Origin of the sequence: Sphingomonas sp. NY01 (genome assembly GCF_038809135.1) — a bacterium.
Taxonomy (GTDB): Bacteria; Pseudomonadota; Alphaproteobacteria; order Sphingomonadales; family Sphingomonadaceae; genus Sphingomonas; species Sphingomonas carotinifaciens.
Window position 1 is genome coordinate 2,205,749 of the sequence record NZ_CP101722.1, and the last position, 24,780, is coordinate 2,230,528.

21 protein-coding genes are annotated in these 24,780 nt (G+C 68.2%); 6 read left to right on the forward strand and 15 right to left on the reverse strand.

What is annotated here, in order from left to right:
- Positions 1-217 precede the first annotated feature (217 nt).
- From NPJ82_RS10685 to NPJ82_RS10720, 8 genes are all read right to left on the reverse strand, one after another.
- On the reverse strand, positions 218-1,939 hold the full coding sequence (locus tag NPJ82_RS10685) for a carboxypeptidase regulatory-like domain-containing protein (RefSeq protein ID WP_342657353.1): 1,722 nt from the start codon (positions 1,937-1,939) through the stop codon (positions 218-220).
- Entirely contained in the window at positions 1,936-4,002 is a 2,067-nt protein-coding gene (locus tag NPJ82_RS10690; RefSeq protein WP_342657354.1) for a DUF4175 domain-containing protein, read from the reverse strand. The genes NPJ82_RS10685 and NPJ82_RS10690 overlap by 4 nt, the downstream gene beginning before the upstream one ends.
- Positions 3,999-5,051, reverse strand: a complete 1,053-nt coding sequence (locus NPJ82_RS10695; protein WP_342657355.1) for a BatA domain-containing protein — start codon at positions 5,049-5,051, stop codon at positions 3,999-4,001. The genes NPJ82_RS10690 and NPJ82_RS10695 overlap by 4 nt, the downstream gene beginning before the upstream one ends.
- Complete coding sequence (locus tag NPJ82_RS10700; RefSeq protein WP_342657356.1) at positions 5,048-5,908, reverse strand: DUF58 domain-containing protein; 861 nt, start codon at positions 5,906-5,908, stop codon at positions 5,048-5,050. Before NPJ82_RS10700 ends, NPJ82_RS10695 begins: the two co-directional genes overlap by 4 nt.
- Positions 5,892-6,878, reverse strand: a complete 987-nt coding sequence (locus NPJ82_RS10705; protein WP_342657357.1) for a MoxR family ATPase — start codon at positions 6,876-6,878, stop codon at positions 5,892-5,894. Before NPJ82_RS10705 ends, NPJ82_RS10700 begins: the two co-directional genes overlap by 17 nt.
- 7 nt (positions 6,879-6,885) lie before the next feature.
- The gene (locus NPJ82_RS10710) at positions 6,886-7,584 is read right to left on the reverse strand and encodes a DUF4159 domain-containing protein (protein WP_342657358.1); all 699 of its coding nucleotides are present in this window, start codon (positions 7,582-7,584) and stop codon (positions 6,886-6,888) included.
- Positions 7,585-7,816: 232 nt separating this feature from the next.
- Positions 7,817-9,151 (reverse strand): TldD/PmbA family protein, encoded by a 1,335-nt coding sequence (locus NPJ82_RS10715; protein WP_342657359.1) that lies wholly within the window; start codon positions 9,149-9,151, stop codon positions 7,817-7,819.
- A 26-nt stretch (positions 9,152-9,177) separates the two neighbouring features.
- Complete coding sequence (locus NPJ82_RS10720) at positions 9,178-10,812, reverse strand: TldD/PmbA family protein (protein WP_162527082.1); 1,635 nt, start codon at positions 10,810-10,812, stop codon at positions 9,178-9,180.
- Between the two features lie 117 nt (positions 10,813-10,929).
- On the opposite strand from NPJ82_RS10720, the gene NPJ82_RS10725 reads away from it, so the two are divergent.
- Positions 10,930-11,823, forward strand: a complete 894-nt coding sequence (locus tag NPJ82_RS10725) for a DMT family transporter (protein WP_342657360.1) — start codon at positions 10,930-10,932, stop codon at positions 11,821-11,823.
- A 1-nt stretch (position 11,824) separates the two neighbouring features.
- Here NPJ82_RS10725 and NPJ82_RS10730 read toward each other — a convergent pair whose 3' ends face one another.
- Positions 11,825-14,812: a TonB-dependent receptor gene (locus tag NPJ82_RS10730; RefSeq protein ID WP_342657361.1), complete on the reverse strand. Its 2,988-nt coding sequence runs from the start codon at positions 14,810-14,812 to the stop codon at positions 11,825-11,827.
- Between the two features lie 230 nt (positions 14,813-15,042).
- Between NPJ82_RS10730 and NPJ82_RS10735 the strand changes: the two genes are divergently transcribed.
- Both NPJ82_RS10735 and NPJ82_RS10740 read left to right on the forward strand, forming a co-directional pair.
- Positions 15,043-15,450, forward strand: coding sequence for a cupin domain-containing protein (locus NPJ82_RS10735; protein WP_342657362.1), 408 nt, complete (start codon positions 15,043-15,045; stop codon positions 15,448-15,450).
- Between the two features lie 31 nt (positions 15,451-15,481).
- The gene (locus NPJ82_RS10740) at positions 15,482-15,685 is read left to right on the forward strand and encodes a hypothetical protein (RefSeq protein WP_342657363.1); all 204 of its coding nucleotides are present in this window, start codon (positions 15,482-15,484) and stop codon (positions 15,683-15,685) included.
- Positions 15,686-15,709: 24 nt separating this feature from the next.
- On the opposite strand, the gene NPJ82_RS10745 is transcribed toward NPJ82_RS10740, so the two are convergent.
- The 6 genes from NPJ82_RS10745 to NPJ82_RS10770 form a co-directional block, all read right to left on the reverse strand.
- Entirely contained in the window at positions 15,710-17,251 is a 1,542-nt protein-coding gene (locus NPJ82_RS10745; RefSeq protein WP_342657364.1) for a carboxylesterase family protein, read from the reverse strand.
- Positions 17,238-18,248, reverse strand: coding sequence for a sugar kinase (locus NPJ82_RS10750; RefSeq protein WP_342657365.1), 1,011 nt, complete (start codon positions 18,246-18,248; stop codon positions 17,238-17,240). Before NPJ82_RS10750 ends, NPJ82_RS10745 begins: the two co-directional genes overlap by 14 nt.
- A gap of 12 nt (positions 18,249-18,260) precedes the next feature.
- Complete coding sequence (gene kduD, locus NPJ82_RS10755) at positions 18,261-19,016, reverse strand: 2-dehydro-3-deoxy-D-gluconate 5-dehydrogenase KduD (RefSeq protein ID WP_342657366.1); 756 nt, start codon at positions 19,014-19,016, stop codon at positions 18,261-18,263.
- Between the two features lie 5 nt (positions 19,017-19,021).
- A complete protein-coding gene (gene kduI / locus NPJ82_RS10760; protein ID WP_112382848.1) occupies positions 19,022-19,861 on the reverse strand; it encodes a 5-dehydro-4-deoxy-D-glucuronate isomerase in 840 nt (279 codons plus the stop codon).
- Between the two features lie 65 nt (positions 19,862-19,926).
- Complete coding sequence (uxaC, locus tag NPJ82_RS10765; RefSeq protein ID WP_342658999.1) at positions 19,927-21,345, reverse strand: glucuronate isomerase; 1,419 nt, start codon at positions 21,343-21,345, stop codon at positions 19,927-19,929.
- A 70-nt stretch (positions 21,346-21,415) separates the two neighbouring features.
- Positions 21,416-22,441, reverse strand: coding sequence for a LacI family DNA-binding transcriptional regulator (locus NPJ82_RS10770; RefSeq protein WP_267349941.1), 1,026 nt, complete (start codon positions 22,439-22,441; stop codon positions 21,416-21,418).
- On the opposite strand from NPJ82_RS10770, the gene NPJ82_RS10775 reads away from it, so the two are divergent.
- The 3 genes from NPJ82_RS10775 to NPJ82_RS10785 are packed head-to-tail and all read left to right on the forward strand — an operon-like array spanning position 22,440 to position 24,771.
- On the forward strand, positions 22,440-22,625 hold the full coding sequence (locus tag NPJ82_RS10775) for a hypothetical protein (protein ID WP_342657367.1): 186 nt from the start codon (positions 22,440-22,442) through the stop codon (positions 22,623-22,625). The genes NPJ82_RS10770 and NPJ82_RS10775 overlap by 2 nt on opposite strands.
- 18 nt (positions 22,626-22,643) lie before the next feature.
- The gene (locus NPJ82_RS10780) at positions 22,644-23,447 is read left to right on the forward strand and encodes a 2-keto-4-pentenoate hydratase (RefSeq protein ID WP_240313507.1); all 804 of its coding nucleotides are present in this window, start codon (positions 22,644-22,646) and stop codon (positions 23,445-23,447) included.
- A 40-nt stretch (positions 23,448-23,487) separates the two neighbouring features.
- The gene (locus tag NPJ82_RS10785) at positions 23,488-24,771 is read left to right on the forward strand and encodes an MFS transporter (RefSeq protein WP_342657368.1); all 1,284 of its coding nucleotides are present in this window, start codon (positions 23,488-23,490) and stop codon (positions 24,769-24,771) included.
- Positions 24,772-24,780 lie beyond the last annotated feature (9 nt).

A 24,780-nucleotide genomic window follows, 5' to 3' on the forward strand; every position in this document is an offset into this window, starting at 1 on the left:
GCATGGTCACACGGCGCGGTGGCGCCGATGCGAAAACGCCGGACATGTCGCGGATCGCGTCATCCTCATCCCCTTCGAAACGCGGGCACTTTCACCCGCGTCAGGCACCCAGAACGCCGCCTCAATAGTTAACGCTGCGTTAAAAGAGGACGAATTTCGACTATCAAAACCGTTTTGAAACAACACGTTGTGGTGGTTATTTGGACGCTGCTCAGTGTTACTTGCGGCGGCGTTCGAACCACCATGTGCTGGCCGCTGCGATCATCCACGCCGCCAGCCAGAACCATCGGCTTTGCCAGATATGCGACGGCGTTGCTTGCAAAAGTGCGGATTCGCCGCGAACGAGCCGCAGTGTCGCGTCCCGCCGTTCGCGCGCCTGCATCGCCGGATCGGCATCGGCGGCACCGACATGCACCGGCCGTTCACCCAGCCGGTACCAGCCCGCCACCCGCGGCCAGAAGGCGGCACAGCCCCGTTCCGGTTGCAATTCCACGGCCCGTGCGCTTGGCGTAATTAAACGGTCGCCCGCCTTCACCCCGCATGCCACGGCCCGCACCCCCGCGCGTGGCCGGTCCGATATGCTCGGCGGAGCCCCGTCGCCCGGCCGTGCCACCGCCGACAGCAGCGCACTCCACCACTCGGCATAACGATCGCCATGCCCGCTGGTCGTCAGCGCGAAACTGTCCTGCACCAGGGTCAGCGCGACCCGTCCCTGTCCGGCCGGCCGCCATGCGGACAGCATCGCGCCCCCCTTGTCGCGCATGATCGCCGCGCCCGTCACGCCGTATCCTGTGCGCGTCAGCTCGGGTACCGCCGCGCGATCACCGGCAATGGCCAACGGCACGTCGGCGCTTCCCGGTCCCCGCCGCGCCGCCAGCGCGGCATCGTCGGGCGCGGCCGGCGGCAGGGAAACGACATGGTCCGCGCCGTCGCCTTGCAATCCGAACCCGAACGTCCGCCAATCCTGGCGCACTGCCGGCAGCAACGGCCCGGTCGCGCGCAGCACCAGTCCCATGCCGCCACGCAGCGCCGTGCGCACCACGCTGCGTCCATCGCTGCCCAGCATGGTCCAGGCGCGGTCGTCCAGCACGAGGATATCGGTCCGGGCCAGCGCGCCCGGCTCGACCCGCACCGCACCGCCGAGCGTAGCGCCGCCGCCAAGCGCCGCCCGCACCTCCACCGTCAGCCCGGCATCCGTCGCCCAGCGCCGCAATGCCTTGATTTCAGGCCCCGGTGCGCCGCTCAGGATCAACAGCCGCACCACGGCCGGCGCACGCGTCCACAGCGGCACCGTCACCGTGTCGATGGTGCCCAGTCTGACGGTGAACAGCACCGCCCCCGCCGTCCGCGCCGTACCCGACAGCACCGCCTCGCCACGCGCGTCCGGCGTCTGCCGGTCCACCACCCGCCCCGCCGGATCGATCAGCCGAACCTCCACCCCCGCCGGCGCCTCGGCCCGCACCGCGATCTCGAACCGGTCCCCCGCCGCCACCCACGCCGGCGCCCCCACCTTCACGATCCCCCGCGCCAACGACGGCGGATCGAACTGTACCGCCACCCCGTCCAGCGCCTCCCGGTCGCGCGGCTCCAGCCCACTGCCGATGATCCGCACGCTGCGCACGTCTCCCGCCCGCCGCAGCGCCGTCGCCAGATCGGGCGCCCGCTTCGCTCCCTCGGCCGCTCCCGCCTCCGGCAGCGCCACCACGCCTGCGCCCGCCACCGCGCCCCGCGTCGCCACCACGATATGCCGCGCCCCGCCGCCCCCGACCGGCGGCTGCAAGCCGAGGTATAGCAGGATCGCCAGCACCGGCTGCGCGGCGATCAGGATGGTCAGCCGCGTCTTCGATGCCTTGGCCGCCCCGGCCCGCTGCCAGGTCCATAACCGCACCCAGGCCACGACCACCCCGACCGCCAGCACCGCCGCCAGCGCGACGCTCATCGCAGCGCCTCCAGATACCGCCGCCCCATCGCGTCGCCGCGCGCCCGCCGCACCACCCCGGCCGCCGGTCGCGCCATCACCTTCCACAACTCCGCCCGCAACCGCGCCCGACACGCCGCACAACCCGGCTCCACCCGCACCCCATCGATCGCCGCCGCCAGCGCCAGCGGATCGCCGATCCGCGCCGCATTCGCCGCCACCCACCGCTGCAGGGCCGGCAGATCGACCGCGCGCCCGTCCTCCAATCCGCGCCACGCCGCACCCGGCACCGGATCCGCCGCACGCGCCGCCAGATCAGGCAGGCCGCGCGCCCCAATCCCCTCCCGCTTGCCCGTCAGCCGCCGGCTCTCGTCCACCGGCGGCAATTGCGGCCCGGTGCGCGCCAGAAAGATGCGGGTCGCCTGCTGGACCTGCTTGATGAAGCGCAGGGCGCGGTAGGCATGGGGCAGCGCCCGCTTCGGCTCGCCCAGGCGCAGGGCGGCTTCGGATTGCCACATGGCATCCAGCGCCTGCCGCAGGATCGCGCGCGTATCGGGGTCCAGCAGGGTCGCCGCTTCCGGCTCGTCATGCGTGTGCCCCACCTCTGCCGTGATGTCGCCCAGCGCCCCGAAGACAGAGGGCGCGGCCTCCCGATGCTCATGCCCCTCCTCGCCTTCCTCGGCATCGTTGGTAGGCATCGCCGCGGACGCTCCCCCGCCACTATCCTCCCCCATAAACTGCCCATACCGCATCCGCAGCAACCGCTGATCGTCGCCGATCGCGTTCGAGCGGGCGCCGAAGCGATCCGCGGCCAGCCGCGGCCGCGTCGCGATCAGGGCCTCGGCATCGATGATCACCTGACGCTGGCTGCGGAAATAGGCGGGCAGCGCCTGTCGCGTCATCGCCTCCAGACCGCTGTCTGCCGGGCGCGGCGGCGGACGCCGCAGGATCACGCTCGGCCCCTGCACGCGTTGCCCCTTCGCATCCCGGACCGTCAGTTGCGCCACCAGGTCGCCCGGCTCGGAAAAACCGATCGCCCCGAGATCGATATTCGTCCCGAACCGCATCCGCTGCCCGCCGCCGGTCCCCCGCACCGTCAGGCTGCGTTCGCGGAAGGTGACATTCTCCCCCTCACCCTGCGCCAGGACCAGCCTCAGCGTCGCCTCCGGCATCACCCCGTAATCGTCCACCGCCTCGAACATCACCCGCCACGCACGCTGCCCCCCCGCCGCCATGGTCAACGTCGCGCCCGGCACCAGCGCGCGCACCTCGGGCGGCCTGTCCGCGATCACCTCGATCCGGTGCAGCGGCGGCAATCCCCTGCCCCCTTCCGGCCGCACCCGGTACAGCAACGACCGCGTCAGCCGCCGTGACGCACGCCACACCCCCGCCCCCGGCTCCAGCCCGATCCGCCCACCCTCCAGCAACCCCAGCCCCGCCCCCGCAGGCTGCGGCACAAACCGCAGCGTCCACACCAGTCGGCTACCCTCGGGCACGCGCGCATCCAACGTGCCGAGCGTCTGCGTCGGGGCACCGGTATAGGCTGGCGGCTCAACCATCAGAGCTTGCCCGACCAGCCGCGGCACGCCTGGTGACGCGGCGAGCCCTTCATCCGCTGGCGCCAGCATCGGCACCCTGCTGTCAGGCCAAGCCAGAACGATCGTCGCGAGTGCGACTGCGATGATCCCGCTAGTCGTCAATTCGCGCGCAGGCCAGACCTCGAGCAACTGGCGAGGCGGAATGGCCTCGACACGCACCGCGATCCTGCCCGCCTGCACGCGCTGAAGCGAGCTCAGGCCTTCAGCATCGGCGAACACCAGATCAGTCGAGTCCTCCAGCTCGGGATGGGTGCGATCCAACGTCGCCACGAGCCAATCCTCGTCAAGGCGCCGCGCTTCGCGAAGCGCAGCCGCCACGATCGTCACGCCAGCGGAAACCAGCAAGCCCAATGCCAGCCACACGCCGCCGGCCCGCCAGCCAAGTAGCGCCAGCACTGCTGCCGGTAGGATAGCGCGGGCCGCCACGATCTGGCCCGCGCGACGACGTGCCGGCCCCGCCAACCGCTCAATCACCGCTGCCGTCATAGCGACGGAGCCCGGCGCGACCGGGTCGCGAGTAGGCGTTCGGCGAGCCAGATCAGGGCGGTCGTCCATAGGAGGTGGGGCGTCAGATCGCGCTGGGGGCGATCGGGCGTCGGGCCGCCGGTGCGGGGGATGAGGCCGGCGGCCGGCGCGCGGGAGGGTGCGGGCAAGGGTTGAAGCAGGGTACGCAGGTGCGTCGGGAAATCGGGGTCGAGCACCATCGGCATGGCGACCGGATCGAGCGGGCGGGTCAGGCGCACCAGCCTGCCGCGCCCCAGATGCGCCTCCTGTGCAGGGATCGCGCCGTCGGCATCGGCCCATGTCACCGCAACGGCGGTGCGCGGGCCGATCAGCGCGCCTCCCCCCGCCGCGACATGGTCCCGTACCGCCGAGGGCAGCGCGCCGGGCGCCACGGCAGCGATGACCCGCGGCGCGTTCGCCCCGCCACCCCATGCAGCCGCAACGGCATGCAGAACGTTCGTGCCCACCCCCGCCCCCTGTACGACCAGCCGCGGGGCAGCGGCGGGCGGAGGCGGCGGGGGTTCGGCACCGGCCACGATCCGCCAGGTCACCGGCCGGGAGAGCGCCGGCAGCATCGCGTCCATGCCGTCGATCACCGGTGGCACCAGAACGGTCAACGACGCCCCCTTGGGCAACTCGGCATCGAGCTGGCGCAACAGGCTCGCCACCGGTTGACGGGGCGGCGGGGCGGTATCAAGCGAGGGGAAACCGGGCGCCAGCCACACGCCCCGCGCGCCATCGACCCGCGCACCCGGCACGGCCGCGAGGACGGGGTGGGGAGCGTCGGCGTTCCACAGGACCGGGCGGGCGAGGAGCAGTGCGAGCAGCAGGATCAACAGGCAGCGCAGGAGCAGCAGCGGCCATTCGTCGAAGCGTGGGCGGTGACGGGGGCGCGGCGTCTGGTGGAGCCATCGAAGGGCGGGAAAGTCGAGGAGGCGATGCTCGGTCCGACGGGCAAGGTGAATGGCCAGTGGAATCAGGATCGCGGCAAGGCTGGCGAGCGCCGCCGGAGCGAGCAGCGCAGGCGTCATGCCCGCCGGCCGAACAGGGCGTGGAGCGGCGTATCGACCGGCTGGTCGGTGAACAGCGTCGCGCAGGCCACCCCGGCAGCGGTAAAGCGTGCGTGCAGCGCCGCTCGGGCTTCCGCGAATCGCAGCAGAAACGCGTCGCGCAACGCAGGACCGTCGCCCACAAGCTCCCTGCCCGTTTCCGGATCGCGAAACACATGGCCATCGACAAAGGGGAAGTCGCGCTCAGCCGGCGTCAGAATGTCGATCGCCAGCACCTCCCGCCCCGCATCCGACAATCGGGTGGCGAGCGAGGCGGCGGCATCGTCGAAAAAGTCGGACAGCATCACGATCAGGTCACGCGCACCGATCCGTTCCCATAACGGCGCCAGCATCGCTTCGTCGGGCAAGCCGCCCCCGGCTTCCAGCGTGGCGAGCATCCGTTGCAACCGGTCCCGCGCCTGCGTTCCCGATGCCGGTGCCACCCTTTGCAGGCCGTCGCCCCGCAACGCCAACAGGCCGAAGCGGTCGCCATTCGCCAGCGCCAGTTCGGCCAGACATGCCGCCACCCCACGCGCCGCGGGCAAGCGGTCCGCCATCGAGGCGCTGGCGTCGAGCATGATCCACAGCGCCACCGGGCTTTCCCGCTCCGCCTCGCGCACGAAGAACCGGTCGGAGCGTGCATAAAGCTTCCAGTCGATCTGCCGCGGCTCGTCGCCCCGCTCATAGGCGCGGTATTGCGCGAATTCGAGACCGGCGCCGCGCGACCGGCTGGCATGCGCGCCGATCCCCCGATCGCCCACCGCGCGCCGGGTGGCCAGCCCGAGCGCCTTCAGACGGTAGCGAACGTCGGCGGGGATCAGGTCAGCCGACAGGGCCACCCACTCCCGCGACCAGGCCCGCCACGACGGCATCGGCGTCCATGCCCTCCGCCTCGGCCGCAAAGGACAGCAGCAACCGGTGGCGCAGCACGGGCCCGGCCAGCGCCGCGATATCCTCCCGCGTCGCCGCCAGGCGGCCGTGGATCAGCGCCCGCGCCTTGGCCGCCAGCACCAGCGACTGGCCGGCGCGCGGGCCGGCGCCCCAGCGCACATAGCGTGTCACGACATCGGGCACGCCGTCCCCCGGTCGGCTGGCACGCACGATGCGCGTGATCCAGTCGAGCAGCCCGTCCGACAGATGCACCTGCCGCACCAGCGCCTGAAGCGACAGAACGGCCGCCCCCTCCATCACCCGCGGTACCGCGGGCAGGCCGCTGCCGGTGGTCTGCGCCAGGATCGCACGCTCCTCCGCCTCGCTCGGATAGCCGACGCGGATGTGGAGCAGGAAACGATCCAGTTGCGCCTCGGGCAGCGGATAGGTGCCCGCCTGTTCCAGCGGGTTCTGCGTCGCCAGCACGAAAAAGGGCTGCGGCAACATGTGGGTGACGCCGCCATAGCTGACGGTGCGTTCCTGCATCGCCTCCAGCAGCGCCGCCTGCGTCTTGGGCGGCGTGCGATTGAGTTCGTCGGCCAGCAGCAAGTTGGTGAAGACGGGGCCGGGCTGGAAGCGGAAATGCCGCTTGCCCGTGCCGTGATCCTCTTCCAGCAATTCGGTGCCGAGAATGTCGCTGGGCATCAGATCGGGCGTGAACTGCACGCGGCGGAAGTCGAGATGCAACGCCTCGCCCAGGGAGCGGACGAGCAGCGTCTTGCCGAGACCGGGCACCCCCTCCAACAGGCAGTGCCCGCCCGCGATCAGGCCGATGAGCAGCTGTTCGACCACCTCCGCCTGCCCGACGATCGCCTGCCCGATCGCGGCGCGTAAGCTAGTCAGCGTGGCGAGTTGCGCCTCGATCTCCCCTTCGGTCATGCCAGACTCAATTGTTCAGCGCATACAGCACGATGTTGACACCGAACTTCGTATTGTCGTCCGCCAGGAAACGCTTGTTGCGCCAATCGTAGTCCCATTCGCACCCATAATCCTTGTTGCTGTAGAGAACGCCCAGCCGGCCATCGATGCTGATGCCGCGCAGATAATCATGGACGAGGTCGTCGCCCCATCCGTTCAGCTCGAACCCGGTGGCGGGAGGCCCCGGAAACTTGAAGAAGCTGGAATAGAGCGCGTGGCTATTCGGCAGCTTTTTCATCGCGGAGGCACCGAAGATCGCCGCCATCTGCCGTTCGAACGAGGTGGCGAACAGCCCGTCGATATCGTGGTTGCAATCGTCCACGAACACGAACCCGCCATTGCGGACATAACGCTCGAAATTGCGCCGTTCGGGGGGTGAGAAGTCGACCAGCTTGTGCCCCGCCATGTAGCAGAAGGGTGCGGTCAGCATCCTGGGATCGGCGAGTGCCACCACCCGCTCGCGCGGGTCGACGCGCAGGTTGGTATAGTCGACCAGTGCGGTCAGCAGGTTGCTCGGCATGCGCTGATCCACGTCCCAGTCGCCGGAATCGTAGCGTATCCGGGTGAACCAGAAGTCATAGGCGCCGGCGCCTTGCGCGGCGCGGGGGAGCGCGGTGGCGGTAGCTGCCGCTACAAAACGGCGGAGAAATTGATGGCGGGTTAGCATCGCCTTCTCCCCTCCGGGGAGAAGGCGGGGACCCGCGGCGCAGCCGTGGGGAGGATGAGGGGCTGCCACGAACGGAGCACTGCCTGACTACCCCTCACCCTTCCCACTGCCTTGCGGCAGCGGGCCCCTTCCAGCATCAGGTCGCCCATGCCCCCGGCATGGGCTGAACAGCGCAGGGCGCTGTTCACCTGATGCTCCCCGGAGGGGAGAGGGCAATAGGCACCCCCTTCCCTCACACCGCGTCGGATAGCGAGGTGAAGGTGAAATCCCGCAGCTTCATCGGCGGGATCATCATCACCAGCGAGGATTCGTCGCCCGCCACGCGCACCGGCTTGCCCAGTTCGTCGATATTGTTGAGCATGATCACCGGGCTTTCGTTGAAGCGGAAATTCTTCACCGGATATTTGATCTGCCCGTTCTCGATATAGAACGTGCCGTCGCGGGTCAGGCCGGTCAGCAGCACCGTCTGCGGATCGACCATGCGGATGTACCAGGTGCGGGTGACGAGGATGCCGCGCTCGGTGCCGCGGATCAGGTCGGCGGTCGACTTGGTCCCGCCCGACATGATGAGGTTGCCCGGCGATCCGACCGCGGTCTTGCCCATCTTCTGCGCCCAGAAGCGGCTGTAATCGAGCGAGGCGATCTTGCCGTCCTGCACGATCGCCTGACGCTGGCGGGGCAGGCCGTCGCCGTCCCACGGCATCACCGCCGCCTCCGGATGCCACGGATCGGCGATCATCGTCACGCGCGGGTCATAGACCTGCTCGCCCAGCTTGTTGCCGCCACCCTTTTTCGACAGGAAGCTGCGTCCCTCGTCGGCCTCGCGCGCGCCAAAGAAGTTCATCATGAAGCTGATGAGCCCCGCCGCCGCCGCCGGTTCCAGGATCACGGTATATTTGCCCGGCTCCAGCGCCCGCGCCTCGACCGAGGCGGCCGCCTTGCGCATGCCGGTGCGAACCTCCGTCGCCGCGGAAAAGGCGGACGAATCCTGAAGGTTGCGGCCGACCCAGCCCGATCCTTGGCCGTTCTCCGTGCGCACCGTGCAGGTGTAATCCAGGCCACTGGCACGCTGATAGCCGAAATTGCCCTTGGAATTGGCAAAGGCGGTGAAGCTCTGCCCATCCTGAAGGAAGCCTGCCGCGACCAGCTTCTCGCCCTTGCAGGCCGCGATCGAATCGCCGGCCACCTTGGCGCGGTAATCCGGAGTGATGCCCGCGGTCGCCGCGCTGAATGTCGGGCTGACGCGATAGGCCTGCTTGTCGATGGCGGGGACGAATTCGGGGTTTTCGGGGGCGAGCCGCGCCAGTTCCTCGGCCCGTGCGACCACGCGGGCGAGCGAGGCGTCGTCAAAGGCGTTGATCGTGGCCGTGCCGACGCGCTTGCCGAACGCGACGGTCACGCCCAGATCGGCATCGTCGACGATGCCGCTGGTCGACACCGCATTGCGCGCAAAGCGGATATTGCCGTTGATCGAACCGGACAGCTGGGCGGTGCACTCGTCCGCCTTGGACAGCGACACGGCCTTGGTCAGGATCGCGCGCGCCTGGTCTTCGGTGAAAATGGTCATGTGCGGATTTCCTTGGAAGACCGGTCTCAGCCGAGCGAGCGCGCGGTGTTGATGACGTTGATGCCGTTGAAGCGGGCGGTGGACGAGCCATGGCTGACCGTCGACACCTGGCTGGGCTGGCCCTTGCCGTCGAAGAACGAGCCGCCCAGGCGGTAATCGCTCTGGTCGCATACCCCGACACAGGCGTTCCAGAATTCCGGCGTGCGGATCTGGTAGGCCACGTCCTCGATCTGCTGCGTGATCTTGCCGTTCTTGATCTCGTAGAACAGCTGCCCGCCGAACTGCGCATTGTAGCGCTGCTGGTCGATCGAGAAGCTGCCGTCGCCGACGATGTAGATGCCGTTGTCGACGCCGGCGATCATGTCGGCCACCGAATGCTTCTTCTTGCCCGCCTCCATGCTGACGTTCGGCATGCGCTGGAACTGCACGCTGGACCAGCTATCGGCGTAGCAGCAACCGTCCGACGCGGACTTGCCCAGCATCGCCGCCTGATCGCGGATCGCCTGCAGGTCGACCAGCTTGCCGTCGCGGATCAGGTCCCACTTCTTGGTCTTCACGCCCTCGTCGTCATACCCGACCGCACCCAGGCTGCCCGGTTGCAGCTTGTCGGCGACGATCGACACTTCGGGGCTGCCATATTGGAAACGCTCCTTGACCTTGTCGAGCGTGACGAAGCTGGTGCCGGCGTAATTCGCCTCATAGCCCAGCACCCGGTCGAGTTCGAGCGGATGGCCGACGGATTCGTGGATGGTCAGCCAGGTGTGCGAGGGGTCGAGTACCAGGTCGTACTTGCCCGGCTTCACCGACGGTGCGGTCAGCTTCGCCTTGGCCTGACGCGCGGCGGCGATCGCATCCTCCTTCATGTCGTAGGACATGCCGTAATTCACGACGCCGTTGGGCGAGGTGAACTTGTCCGCCGCCTTGCCGTCGAGATATTCGAAGCCCAGCCCCATCGGCGCGGACAATCCCTCGCGCGTGCGGAACTTGCCGGTCGCCTTGTCGATCGCGGTCACCGTCATCGGCGCCCAGATGCGATGCACGTCCTGATCGATGTACGATCCGTCGGAGGAGGCGAAATATTTCTGCTCGTTGACGACGAACAGCATCGAGTTGACGAAGTTGGCCCCTGCCCCCAGCGCCGCGGCATTGACGCCCAGCAGCAGATCGACCTTGTCCTTGATCGGCACTGCCATCGCGTTCTTCACGATCGGCGTCTTCCACGACACCGCGCCCACGCCGGGCGTCGGGGCAAGGCGCACCGGTTCGGACTGGATTTTCGCATTGGCCTTGGCGATGGCGGCCGCCTGGCGCGCGGCGCCTGCCACCGCATCCTCGGTCAGCCCGTTGGTCGCGGCAAAGCCCCAGGCGCCGTCGGCGATCACGCGAATGCCAACGCCCAGCGATTCGGTGTTCACCACATTCTGGACGTTCGCCTCGCGCGTGATGACGAACTGGCGCAGATAGCGGCCGATGCGGACATCGGTATAGGTCGCGCCGGCACCGCGCGCGGCATTTAGCGCGACATCGGCCAGCCGCTTCTTCACCTCGCCCGGGATGGCCGATTGCAGCTCTTCAGCCGCAATCGCGCGGCCGAGATAGCCCGGCAGCAGACCGCTGCCCAGCGCCGCGGTGGTCGCGGCCAGGAAATCGCGTCGATGCACCCTCTTAATCCCCCGATCGTTGCGCCGTCTTACGGCTATAATACGGATGATTGCGCGGGCGGGGGCGTTCGTCAATTTGTCTTGCGTAAAAAAGGCATGGCGTTGCAGGGGCGGCCCATGCGCGCTGCCTTTATCGCCCTTACCCTCGCCGGCCTGTTCTGGGGCCTCGGTTTCCCACTCGGCAAGCTGGCCCTGCGGGAGGTGGCGCCTGCGCACATGGTGCTGCTGCGCTTTGCGGTCGCCAGCATCGCCTCGTTGCCCTTTGCGCTGGGCAGTGCGGAGGCGCGTGCGCTGTTCCGCTCACCGGCGGTGGTCGCGGCGGGCGTGCTCTACGGCCTTGCCTTCATCGTCCAGTTCGAGGGGCTGGCCGGCGTCACGGTCACGCTGGCCGCGCTGCTGGTCGGCGCGATGCCCGCGCTGGTCGCGGTCGCCGCCTGGGCGATGGGCGAGCGGGTCAGCCGCGCGTCATGGATGGGCGTCGCCGGCGCGACACTTGGCGCCGCGCTGATCGCGGGCAAGCCCGGCGGAGCCGGCACGCCGGTCGGCATCGCGCTGTCGCTCGCCTCGCTGGTCGTGTTCCTCGGCTGGCTGATCCTGGCGAAGCGCGCACCCGCCACCCGCTCGCCGCTGGCGGTGCCGGCGGTGACGCTCGTCGTGGCGCTGCTCGCCATCCTGCCCGTCACACTGGTGCTGCACGGTCCCCCGTCGCTCGCCATCGGGCCGGTCGCGTGGGCGGGGATCATCGGCCAGGGACTGCTCTCCACCTTCTTTGCCACCGCCGCGTGGCAATATGGCGCGGCGCGCGTCGACAGCGCGAGTGCGGGCGTCTTCATCAACATCGAACCGCTGTTCGGCGCGCTGGTCGGCATCACCCTGTTCGGCGACCCCGCGGGGCTGGCGCTGATCGCGGGCGGCGTGCTGATCGTCATCGGCAGCATCGTCGTGGTGCTGGGGGAGCGGCCCGCGATCGACGCGCCCGCCACCCCGCCCCATGGGCTGTTCGTCGACTGACCTACATCTTGAAGCGCGCACCGAACAGGAAGGTGCGGCCGAAGTGATTATTCTCGTAATTCCGGTTGGCATCGAGATCGGTGTAGCGGTCCCGATACTCGTCGGTCAGGTTCGTGCCCTCCAGCGATATCTCCAGATTGGGCGTCAGCTTGTAGCGCAGCGAGGCATCGACGTTGATCGTCGAATTATACCCCTCGAAGATGTTGCCCGTGCCCGAGCTGCCATCGATATACGGCCCCCGGTAGCTGATCGAACCGCGTGCCGAGAAGCGGGCATCCTCGTAATAGAGCGTGCCGTTATACTGCCGCTTGGACAGGCCATAGAGCGTCTCGGTGCGCACCACGTTCACCAGCGCGCCGCCCGGCACCACGGCAGGGCCGCTTTGCGTATAGGTCGCATCGGAATCGATAAAGGTCGCGTTCGCGATCGCACCGAAATTCTTCAGGAAGCCGGGCAGGAAGCGGAACGTCGCCTGCAGCGCGATCTCCACGCCCTTCAGGCTGGCGCCGGTGCCGTTGGTGATCGAGTTGATCGTCCAGATCTGCCCCTCCGGCGCCGAGGCGGCGGGCGAGGATGGCGGAATGATCGACAGCGGCAGGCCGGTGGAGGCATAGGTGCCCGCCGTCGTCACCGACACGGGGAAGCTTTCCACATTCTTCTTGAACGCCGCGACCGAGAAGATCGACTGCGGCGCGAAATACCATTCCGCCGCCAGATCGAACGCGGTGGCACGGAACGGCAGCAGGTTGGGATTGCCGAAGCTGATCCGGTAGTTGAAGCCGTCGACCGACCCGCCCGGCGTCAGGTTGCCCAGTGCCGGACGCGTGATGACCTTGGCGACCGCGGCACGCAGAATGACCTCGCTGGTCGGGAAGAAGGCGAGGTTGGCGGCCGGCAGCCAGTCGTCATAGCTGCGCTCCACCGTCACCGCGACGCCGTTGTTCAACCCCGTGGAGCGCTGCGCGGTATGGGCGTAGCGCATGCCGGCATTGGCCGCATAGTCCAGCCCGAAGACATTGCCCTTCACGTCGAACTGGGCATAGCCGCCGGTCACTTCCTCCACGACGTTGCGGATGTTGCCGGGGTCGACCACCAGGGGACGATTATACAGCCCGGTCGCGGCGGCGGATGCGGCGATGTTGGGGATCAGGAACTCGGTCGTCGTACCCTGCGGCTGCCCCGCCCTGCCCAGCTTGAAGATCTCGCCTAGATTGCCCGCCGGCAGGCCGTACACCGCATTTGCGCCAAAGACGGAGGAGGGCGTGCACGTCACCGCGCCCAGCACCGCGTCGGGACGCGCGGTCGTGCTGGTCGGGCATAGCACCGCGTCGCGGGTGAACCCTTCGGTATCGAACTCGAACCGGCGATACATCGCGCCCGTCTTCACCTGGAACCCGTCGGTCACGTCCCATTCGGTCCGAAGCTGGCCGGTGCGGAACTTGTTGACCGTGGTCGAGGGGCGGTCGCGGATCTCAGCCAGCTGGAAGTTGGCCGGATCGGTCACGCTGGTGCCGAAGGTCAGCCGCGGGCTGCGCGAGTTGGTATAGTCATAACTGTACCCTTGCGCGTCGCGATCGTCGAACACGAAGGTCGTCTCGACCGGGATCGTCGCATCCGACTGCGATATGCCGCCCATCAGGGTGAAGCGGAACCGGTCGCTGACATCCTGATCCCAGCTTCCGCCGACCTGATAGAATTCCGTCTTGGACCGGCGATAATAATGCTCGGTCCGCACCCAGGCATCGTTCAGCGTCGCGGAGATCAGATTGTTGTTGGCGTCATAGACGGGGTTCAGCAGGTCGATCGACCGCTCGTTGGAGCGGAGCAGCACCTCGCCCCATTTCTCCTCGCGATCCTCGGTGAAGCGCGAATAGAGCGCGTCGATCGACACCTTGGTGGCGTCCGACGGCGACCATTGCACGCTGCCCGTCAGGCCCAGCCGCTCGCGTCCGTGAAACACCTCGCCATAGCGCGGGATGCGCGGGTGGAAGGCCAGCGCCGCCTGGTCGCACGCCGCGCTCGGGCGGTACACGCCACCCGCATTCGACGCACGCGTGGCGCTGGTGGCGCTCGTGAAATAGCAGGGCGTGCCGTTCACCGAGTCGAAGCGGGCCTGTGCCCAGCGCACGGTGTTGTTGCCCAGTTCCAGATTGTCGGTCTTGGTATAGGCGCCCGATACCGACGCGCCGAAATTGCCGTCCGCCGATTTCCAGGACAACAGCCCGGCGACACGCGGCCGCAGGTTTTCCGAGAGGTCGTTATATGTCCCCTGCGCCGCCGCGACGAAGGTCACCCCGGTCTTGCCGCCCAGCGGATTGCCGGTGTTGAGATCGACCACTGCGCCCAGCGACCCTTCGTCCAGCGACGCCTCGGCGGTCTTGTGGACGACGATCGAGTTGAACAGCTCGGATGCGAAGACGTTGAAGTCGAACGCGCGGTCGCGGTTCGCGCTGGCACCGTCGGTGGAGGTCGCCACCGTTTCCAGCCCGTTGACGCGCACGCGGGTGAATTGCGCGCCCAGACCGCGCACGGTGATCGCCCGCCCCTCGCCGGCGTCGCGCTGGATCGAAATGCCCGGAATGCGCTGCAGCGACTCGGCCAGGTTCTGGTCGGGGAATTTGGCGATATCCTCCGCCACGATCGCATCGACCGCGGATACCGAATCGCGCTTCACGTTCAGCGCGGCATCCAGCGACCGGCGAAAGCCGGTGACGATGATGTCCGCATCGCCGCCCGCGGCCGGATCGGCGCTTTGCGGCGTCACGATCGCGCTGGAATCGGCCGGTTCCTCGGTGGTGCCGGGCGGGACCACGCCCGTTTGCGCCGGGGCGGGATCGGTCTGCGCCGGCGTTCCCGGGGTCTGCGTCGACGGGATATTGGCGGCCTGCGCGCCGACGCTCGTCGGCATGGCGAGCGCCGCGGTCAGCGCCGCCAGCGATACGCCAAGGCCGATCCGATTGCGGCGCATGAGGTTGATACCCTTGGTCATGCTCATCCCCTCCCAAAGCGGACGATGCCGCTGACACCGGTTGCCGCCGGTTTCCTATGATCTGGTCGGAGACGATGCGTTGCCAGCCCTTGGGCGGTCTCGCCTTCCTCTCCCGAACGCCCAGTGCTCTGGTGCGCCCGCCTGCCCCTTGCATGGAACAGGTAACCGGTGTCAGGATCATGAAAGCACGATAAACGCCTGTCAATACTCTCGTTGGAAAGGTGCCCCGGATGCCCGTCGCCACGCTGTTGCTGATGCTCCTGCCCGCCGCGCAGACCCCTGCGCCCCGCCCCCTGATCGTCATCGACGAACGCACCGTCCGGCGCGAGGAAAGCCCGCCGCACGGCGCGATCGGCACCAGCACCGCGTTTCGGATCAGCGACGGCGTGCCCGACCGCACCATGGAATTCCGCAAGCGCATCCTGCATCGCGGCGCCGCGATCGGCGCGCATGTGATCGCGCATGACGAGGTCTATTATGTGCTGTCCGGCCGCGGCGAGGTGACATCGGGCAGCGCGCGCCGCGCCGTCGGCCCCGGCATGGCCGCCTATCTCTACAACGGCGAGCGGGTCGGCATCCGCCAGACCGGTCGCGAGCCGTTGGCCTTGATCATCGCCTATCCGGTGGTACGCCCGTGAACGGCGTCCTTTGAACCGACCGGGGGTGACATTGAAACGGACGATCTACACGCTGGCGTTCGTCGTGCTGGGCGTCATACTCGGCAAGTTCTGCCAATATGGCGCCGTCGCGCTTCTTCAGCCTCGGATGGGCTTCACCACCGCTTCGGCTGTCGGCCTTGCGCCTTTCGTCATGGCGCTCATCCTCCTGAAGTCACGCTATCCCCGGTATTTCGCGTTTCGATCCGGTCGCTGAAACCGCGCTGGTCAGGATGCCGTCTCACGTTCCTGGCTGCACATAGGGCACCCGCGCAAACAGCTCGCGCTCCCAGCGTCGCGGGTCGTTCTCCACCCGCGACGCGGCATCGAAGATCATCGTCGCACGCGTCTCCAGCGTATAGCGCGGCCATGCGGCCTCGCCGCTCGCGGCAAAGCGGCAGAACGCATCCTGCATCGCCCTGGATGCGGCCCGCGCATCCTCCCCCGTTCCCGTCTGCGACCCCGGCGCATCCAGCGTCCCGAACACCAGCGGAATATCCATGGTGTGAAAGGCGCCACGCGCCGGATCGGTGCGCGAGGCGAAATCGACCTGATATACCCATCCGGGCACCCCGGCCCGCGCCCGCGCCTCGGCTTCCTCTACCTGTCCGCGCCAGCTTCGTCCCGCCGTCGTCGCGGCATAGAACACGTCCAGCGGGCCATAGGCCGGGTAGCGCGCCCGAAACTGGGCGACGACCCATTCGGGCAGGATGTCCACCTTCAACTCCGGCGCCATCCGCTCGGCCAGATTGTCCCAGTTCAGCCCTCTTACCCTTGGCGAGTCGGGGCCGATAAAGGCGCGCGTCTCGTCATGCGTGTTGCCCAGCATCATCGGCACGCGCGCGCCCAGCGGGTTCGCGTCGGGCCAGAATGGATGGCGGGTCAGCCATGTCATGTCGAGCACCGGCCCCATATACAGGCCCCCGCCCAGCACCGGGTCGGTCGCCGCCAGCCCCTCGACGATCCGCGCGGCCGGCATGGTCAGCAACGGGGACAGGTCGCGCTCGCCCACCCCCAGCCGGGCGAGCAGCGCGCGCGCCCGCGCCGTCGCGTTCATCGGGCCGGACGCCGTCACCTGCTGCCCGCTCATCGTCGCGGCGCGGTGGAACAGGCCCTGCGCCGCTTCCATCCCCATCATCGTGGCGATCTTGGCGCCGCCGCCCGACTGGCCGAACACCATCACCCGCCCCGGATCGCCGCCGAACGCGGCGATGTTCGCGCGCACCCAGCGCAGCGCCAGGATCAGGTCCAGTTGCCCGGCATTGCCGCTGTCGGGAAAGCGCGGGTCGAGCCGTGCGAGATAGGCATAGCCGAACGCGTTCAGTCGGTGGTTCACCGTCACCACCACCGCATCGCCGCGGCCCGCGATGTGACGGCCGTCGTTCATCGGATCGGTGACGCTGCCGTTCGAATAGGCGCCGCCATGGATGTAGAGCATCACGGGCTTGCGCGTGCGGGCATCCGCCTCTGCCGTCCAGATGTTGAGAAACAGGCAGTCCTCGTCCTGCGGGCCATAAGGCCCCGTCTGGGGACAGACCGGGCCGAAGGCGTCGGCCGCCACCCGCCGGCCCGGCAATGCTACCGCGACGGGCGCGCGGAACCGCTCCGCCCGGCCGTAGCGGATGCCGCGAAACACCCGCACCCCGCCCTCATGCGTGCCGATGAAATCGCCCGCCGCGCATCGCACCGCACGCACCTGCCGCGCCGCCGCCGTCCCGCCAAGCAGCAGCGCCGCGCCGCCACCCAGGGCCGCGCGGCGCGTCCAGCCGTCAGCGGCGGACATCCAGCCCGCCTGCAAGATAGGCGTCGAGATCGGGCTGGCGGAACAGACCCGCATCGCCCGGCAACGAATGTTTCAACACGGCCAGCGCCAGCCCGGTCGCCGCCGCCTGCCCGATATCGCCACCGCGGCGCAGGCCGTGCAGCACGCCCGCGGCAAAGGCGTCGCCGCCGCCGATGCGGTCGACGATGCCGGCCACCTCCACCTCCGCGGTCTGCGCATGGCCATCCCGCGCATCGACGCGCGCCGACAGCCGGTGCAGGTCGACATGCTCGACATGACGCGCGGTGGACGCGATCGTCTGCAGATTGGGGAACGCCTCGAACGCGGCCTCGGCCGCGGCGCGGCGCCGATCCTCGCCCTCGCCGCCGAAATCGTCCCGCCCGAGCAGCAGCGCGATATCGCGGTGGTTGCCGAACATCAGGTCCGCCTGCTCCACGATCCGGCGCAGGATCGCACGCGGGTCGCTGTCCCACCGCTCCCACAGCTTGCCGCGCCAGTTGCCGTCGAACGACACCGCGATGCCGCGCTCGCGCGCTGCCGCGGCCGCCGCGATCGCACTTTCCGCCGGCACGGGGCCCAGCGCCGGCGTGATACCCGACAGGTGCAGCCGGTCGACCCCCGCCAGCATCCTGTCCCAGTCCCAGGCGGAGACGGGCGCCTCGGCAAAGGCGGAATGGGCGCGGTCGTAGATCACCTCCGTCGCGCGCAGGCCGGCGCCCGCGGTGACGAAGTACAACCCCATCCGCTCGCCGCCCGTCTGCACCTGCGACACATCGACGCCGTGGCCGCGCAGCGTGGTGATCGCTGCGCGCCCCAGATCATTGTCCGGCACGCGCGTCGCCAACCCGACATCATGCCCCAGCCGCGCCAGCTGGGTCGCGACATTGGCCTCCGCCCCCGCCACCCACACGTCCAGCCTGGGCGACTGCATCAACAGCTCGCGCCCGGGCGGCGACAGGCGCAGCATCACCTCGCCGAAAGCCAGGAACCGACCCATGTCCTTTACCCCTTATCTGGCCAGCCAGCCGCCATCGACCGCCAGGATATGGCCCTGCACATAATCGGACGCGCGGCTCGCCAGAAACACCGCCGCGCCGCCCAGATCGGCCGGGTCACCCCAGCGCGCCGCCGGAATACGGTCGAGGATCGCATTGTTGCGCGCCGCATCCGCCTGAAGTGCTGCGGTATTGTTGGTGGCGATATAGCCCGGCGCAATGGCGTTCACCTGTACGCCGTGTTTGGCCCATTCATTCGCCAGCAGCTTAGTCAGCCCGCCGATGCCAGCCTTGGACGCGGTGTAGCTCGGCACGCGGATACCGCCCTGGAAGGTCAGCATCGATGCGATGTTGATGATCTTGCCGCCACCTTGCGCGATCATGTGCCGCCCGGCCGCCTGGGCCAGGAAGAACACCGATTTCAGGTTGGTGTCGACCACCGCATCCCAGTCTTCCTCGGTGAAGTCGACCGCGTCTGCCCGGCGGATGATGCCGGCATTGTTGACCAGGATATCCAGCCCGCCCAGCTTCTCCAGCGTCTCGTCCACCACCCGCCGCACGGGCTGGATGGTGGACAGGTCGGCGGACACGATCTCCGCGCGCCGGCCCAGCGCGCGTGCCTGTGCCACCGTATCCTCTGCCGGGGTGCGCCCGACACAGGCGATGTCGGCACCGGCCTCGGCCAGCGCCAGCGCGATCGCCTGGCCGATCCCGGTATTGGCACCGGTGACGACCGCGACCTTGCCCGACAGGTCGAAAGGATTGCCCATCGTGCTTACGCCAGCTGACAGATGTCGAGGACGTTCATGTCGGTATAGTCCTGGTTCTCGCCCGCCATCGCCCAGATAAAGGCATAGGCCTTGGTGCCGGCACCCATGTGGATCGACCAGGGCGGGCTGATCACCGCTTCCTCGTTCGCCATGACGATGTGGCGCATCGCCTCGCCCTCGCCCATGAAATGCATCACCCGGTCGTTCGGGCCGTCCAGTTCGAAGTAGAAATAGATTTCGCTGCGGCGCTCATGGACGTGCGGGGGCATGGTGTTCCACACGCTGCCCGGCTTCAGCACGGTCAGACCCATCACCAGCTGCGCGCTGTCGCACACGCCGGGGATGACGAGCTGGAAGATCGTCCGCTCGTTCGATTCCTCCAGGCTGCCACGATCCAGCGCGTTGGCGTCGGCGATGCCCAGCTTGCGCGTCTGGAACGCCTTGTGCGCCGGGCACGACGCCAGATAGAAGCGCGCGCCGTCGCCGGCGAACTGCACGTCGGTCGCACCCATCGTCACGTACAGGCAATCCTTGCCCGCCAGGGTGAAGACCTCGCCGTCCACCGTCACTGTGCCCTCGACCGCGCCGACATTGACGATCGCGAGTTCGCGCCGCTCCAGGAAGGGATGACCCGCCGCCGATGCCGGCTCGGTCTGGTCGGGCAGCTTCACCGATCCGGTCTCGACCGCGACGCCGCCGATCACGAACCGGTCGGCATGGGTGTAGTTCAGCACGCATTCGCCGGCCCGGAACAGCCCCTGGATCAGGTAGCGGTCGCGCAGTTCGTCATTGGATACGCATTCCATCATGTCGGGGTGCGTGGCGTAATAGGTGCGGTCGAACATCAAACAGGCTCCGTCATCAGATTGCGGGGAATGTTGCACATGGTGAGAACGCTTCCCACATATTTTTATGCGATGCGATAGGCGCGGCGTACCAATCCACTGGTCAGCTCGACCGCCAGGTCGGCCGCCTCCCACTCCTCCAGCCGGTGTTCGGCAACGAGGCGCGCCAGAAACGCGCAGTCCACGCGCCGCGCGACGTCATGCCGCGCCGGGATGGACAGGAATGCGCGGGTATCGTCGTTGAACCCGACCGTGTTGTAGAATCCGGCCGTCTCCGTCGTCATCTCGCGGAACCGGCGCATACCCTCCGGACTATCGTGGAACCACCAGGCCGGACCCAGCTTCAGGCAGGGATAATGGCCCGCCAGCGGCGCCAGCTCGCGTGCATAGCTGCTCTCGTCCAGCGTGAAGAGGATGATCGTCAGGTCGCGCTCGGTACCCACCACGTCCAGCATCGGCTTCAGCGCGGACACGTAATCGGTCCGCATCGGGATGTCGGCGCCCTTGTCGCGGCCATAACTGGCGAACAGGCCGGCATTGTGGTTGCGGAAGGAGCCGGGATGGATCTGCATCACCATGCCGTCCTCCACGCTCATCCTGGCCATCTCGGTCAGCATCTGCGCACGGAACAGCTCGGCATCCGCCGCCGACCAAGTGCCGCCGACGATCCGGGCGAACAGCGACTCGCATTCGGCGGTCGACAGATTGGCGGTCTGGGCGGTGGGATGGCCGTGATCGGTCGCGGTCGCGCCCATGGCGCGAAACGCCGCGCGCCGCTTGGCATGCGCCGCCAGATAGCCGTGCCAGTCATGGACATCCTCACCGGTCAGTTCGGCAAAGCGCTCCATCGCTCCGGCGAACTGCTCATGCTCGACATCGATCACCCCGTCCGGGCGATAGGTGGTGACGATGCGCCCCTGCCAGCCCGAGGCGCGGATCGCGGCATGATGCGCCAGATCGTCCTGCGCGCCCTCCGTCGTCGCCAGAAAGTCGATGCGGAACCGTTCGAACAGGGCACGCGGGCGGAACGCCTCAGTGGCAAGCGCCTCGCCGATCAGGTCATAGTATAAATCTGCTGTTGCCGCCTCCAGTGCCACGTCGATCCCGAACACCTCGGCAAAGACGTGGTCCAGCCACAGGCGCGACGGCGTGCCGCGGAACAGAGGGTAATGCTCGGCGAACAGCCGCCATGCCGCGCGCGGATCGGTATCCGGCACCACGCCCCCGCGCCGCGCTATCCCCAGCCGGTCGAGGTCCAGCCCCTGGCTGTAGAGCATGCGGAACAGATAATGGTCGGGCGCGAGCAACAGGCTCGTCGCATCCGTCCACGGCGCATCGCTGGAGAACCAGGAGGGATCGACATGCCCGTGCGGGCTGACGATCGGCAGATCGGCGACCTGCGCATACAGTGTCCGCGCGATGGCGCGGGTCGTCGGGTCTGCCGGAAACAGCCGGTCGGGGTGCAGGGTCAACGGCCGGGTCATCATCTTCCTCTCCGCCGCTTCCCCGCGGCTGTGTGACAATTGGTAACCGGTGTCAGACACCATGGCAAGGTCAGGCCGGCGCGGTCGATACCGATCCGCGCCGGATCAGGGTGGACAGGAAGAGCGACGGCTCCTCTACCGGCTCCCCTTCCTCATATCCCGCGATCAGCTTCAGCGCGGCCGATCGTGCCATGGACGCGATCGGCCAGCGCACCGTGGTCAGGGGCGGCCAGACATGCGCCGCAATCGGCGTATCGTCGAACCCGATGATCGACAGGTCGCGCGGTATCTCTAATCCGCGCTGCCGCGCCGCATGGATCACGCCCGCCGCCATCTCGTCGTTGGACGAGAAGATCGCGGTCGGCCGCGGCACCAGATCGAGCAGCCGGTCCGCCGCCACCAGCCCGGACTCGAACGTGTAGTTGCCGTCCGCGATCAGCGAGCGGGGCAGCGCGATCCCCGCCGCCGCCAAGGCCTCCTCGAAGCCCCGGCGACGCTCCACCCCTGAGCGAAAGCCATGGGGGCCGCAGATCAGGCCGATCCGCCGGTGCCCCTGCGCGATCAGATAGTCGGTCGCGGCGCGCACGGCCTCGCGGTCGTTGGACGCCACCATCTGCTCCGGCGCATCCAGAGGCGCCGATCCCATCCGCACATAGCGACAGCCGATGTCCCGGCACAGCTCGGCCACCGTGTCGTTCTCGCTGACCGGCGGCAGCAGCAGCACCCCGAACAGGCGTTGCCGCTCCAGAAAGTGGCGCAGATCGTCCAGCATCCTCGGCGATCCACGGTCCAGCGGCCGCACCACCATCTCGAACTCGGTGCCGTACAGGCCTTCCAGCATGCCTTGCTGGACGTTCATCACCGTTTGCGCATTGGGGTTGTCGTGGACCAGCCCGATCAGGAAATTGCGGCGCAAGGCCAGCGCGCGTGCCTGCGGATTGGGGATATAGCCCAGTTGCTCGATCACCGCCTCCACCCGCCGGCGGGTATCGTCACCCAACAAAGGCGAGCGGTTGATGACCCGGCTGACCGTCTTCTTGGACACGCCGGCCTCGCGCGCCACGTCGTTGATCGTCGGCTGACCGGTCTTCTGCATGGCGGTGCTCTACCTCCCCCTCGGCCCCGCGGCCAGTGCCGGTCTTCCGGCCCGGCGCCCCGCAGCGGCACAGGCAAGCCCGATCCTGACACCGGTTTTCGGTAAAGGCCAGCCCCACGCCGTGATCCGCGCCACCCTGTTGACACCGGTTTCCTACCGCGTCACGATGGCGGTCGAACAGTAACAAGGGAGGGGACGGCCCGTGCAGCCGGATATCGACACCAGCGCGATCAGCAACCGTGCGCGCATCGCCGACAGCTTCGTCGCCGCCCGCCACGCCGGGCACGCACTGCCCGACTATCCCGGCGAGCGCCCGACCGTGTTGGGCGATGCCTATGCGGTGCAGGACGCCGCGCTTGAACGGCATGGCGGCACGGTTGCCGGCTGGAAGGTGGGTCGCATCAACCCGCCGATCGGCACGGCCGACCGCCTCGCCGGTCCGATCTTCGCGGATCAGGTGATTGCAAGCGAACCACCCCCTGCCATGCCCGTCTATGCCGGCGGCTTTGCCGCGGCGGAGGCCGAGTTCCTGATGCGGATCGGCACCGCGCCCGATCCGGCGCAGCGCCATTTCACCCGTGACGACGCTCGTGCGCTGGTCGATGCGGTCCATGTCGGCATCGAGATCGCCAGCTCGCCCTACCCGCACATCAATGCCGATGGCGCGCTGGTCACCATTTCCGACTTCGGCAACAACAACGGCCTCGTCATCGGCGCCGAGGTGCCGGACTGGCGCGACACGGACCTGTTGTGCTGGCCGGTCGAACTGTGGATCAACGATGCGCGCATCGGCGCGGCCATCGCGGCCGACATGCTGGACGGCCCGTTCGGCGCCGTCGCCTTTCTGGCCGGGCATCTCGCCGCCCGCGGCAAACCGCTAGTTGTAGGACAATGGGTCTCGACAGGTGCGGTGACCGGTGTGCATCCTGTTGCGGTCGGCGACCGGGTGGAGGCACGCTTCGACGGCAGCTACCGTCTGGCATGCACCATCAAGGCGCAAGGCTGACGCGGACCAATCGCGGGACGGACAAGGGGAGAGGAAGGGCATGGCCATGGACGTGACACCGGAGGTCGCCGCCGCGGCCGGCCGGGTGGGCCGGTATCGCTGGGGCATCTGCGCATTGCTGTTCGCGGCCACCGCGATCAACTATGTCGACCGCCAGATGATCGGCGTGCTGAAGCCGACCATCTCCGCCGAACTCGGCTGGTCGGAGACGACCTATGCCGATGTCATCTTCTGGTTCCAGGCCGCCTATGCGATCGGGTATCTCAGCTTCGGGCGGATCGTCGATCTCGTCGGCGCGCGCATCGGCTACACCATCGCCTTCATCATCTGGACGCTCGGCCACACCCTGTGCGGCTTTGTCGGCAACGCCTTCCAGTTCTCGGTCGCGCGCTTCATCCTGGGAGTGGGCGAAAGCGGCAACTTCCCGGCCGGGATCAAGGCGGTGTCGGAATGGTTTCCGGCGCGCGAGCGGGCCTTTGCCACCGGCGTGTTCAACGCGGGCGCCAATGTCGGCGCGATCATCACGCCGCTGGTCGTGCCGATCATCACCGTGGCCTATGGCTGGCGGATGGCGTTCATCGTCACCGGCGTGGTCAGCCTGCTCTGGCTGGTCGCATGGCTGGCCCTGTATCGCCGCCCGCGCGAGCATCCCCGGCTGGGCGCGGCGGAACTCGCACTGATCGAATCCGACCCCGCCGACCCGGTCACCCCGATTTCCTGGGGCCGCCTGCTCCGTTATCGCGAGACCTGGGCCTTTGCGCTCGGCAAGTTCCTGATCGATCCCATCTGGTGGCTGTTCCTGTTCTGGACGCCGGATTTCCTCGCCAAGACCTATAATCTCGACCTGCTCAGCTTCGGCCCGCCGCTGGTCGTCATCTACCTGATCTCCGACCTGGGCAGCGTCGCCGGCGGCTGGTCGTCCTCGCGCCTGATGAAGCGCGGCCTGTCGGCGAACGCGGCGCGAAAGCTTACCATGCTCGCCTGCGCCTTCCTGGTCATGCCGATCGTCTTTGCCCAATATACCAGCAACCTGTGGGTCGCGGTCGGCATTGTCGGGCTGGCAACCGCCGCGCATCAGGCTTTTTCCGCCAATCTCTACACCCTGCCCTCCGACATGTTCCCGCGTGCCGCCGTCGGCTCCGTGGTCGGCATCGGCGGCACGCTGGGCGCGATCGGCGGCATGATGATGGCCAAGTTCACCGGCTATATTCTGGAAACGACGGGCAGCTATGCGCCGATCTTCGCGGTGGCGGGATCGACCTATCTGATCGCGATCATCGTCATTCACCTGCTCAGCCCCCGCCTCGCGCGCGTGCAGGCCTGATCGGGCGGG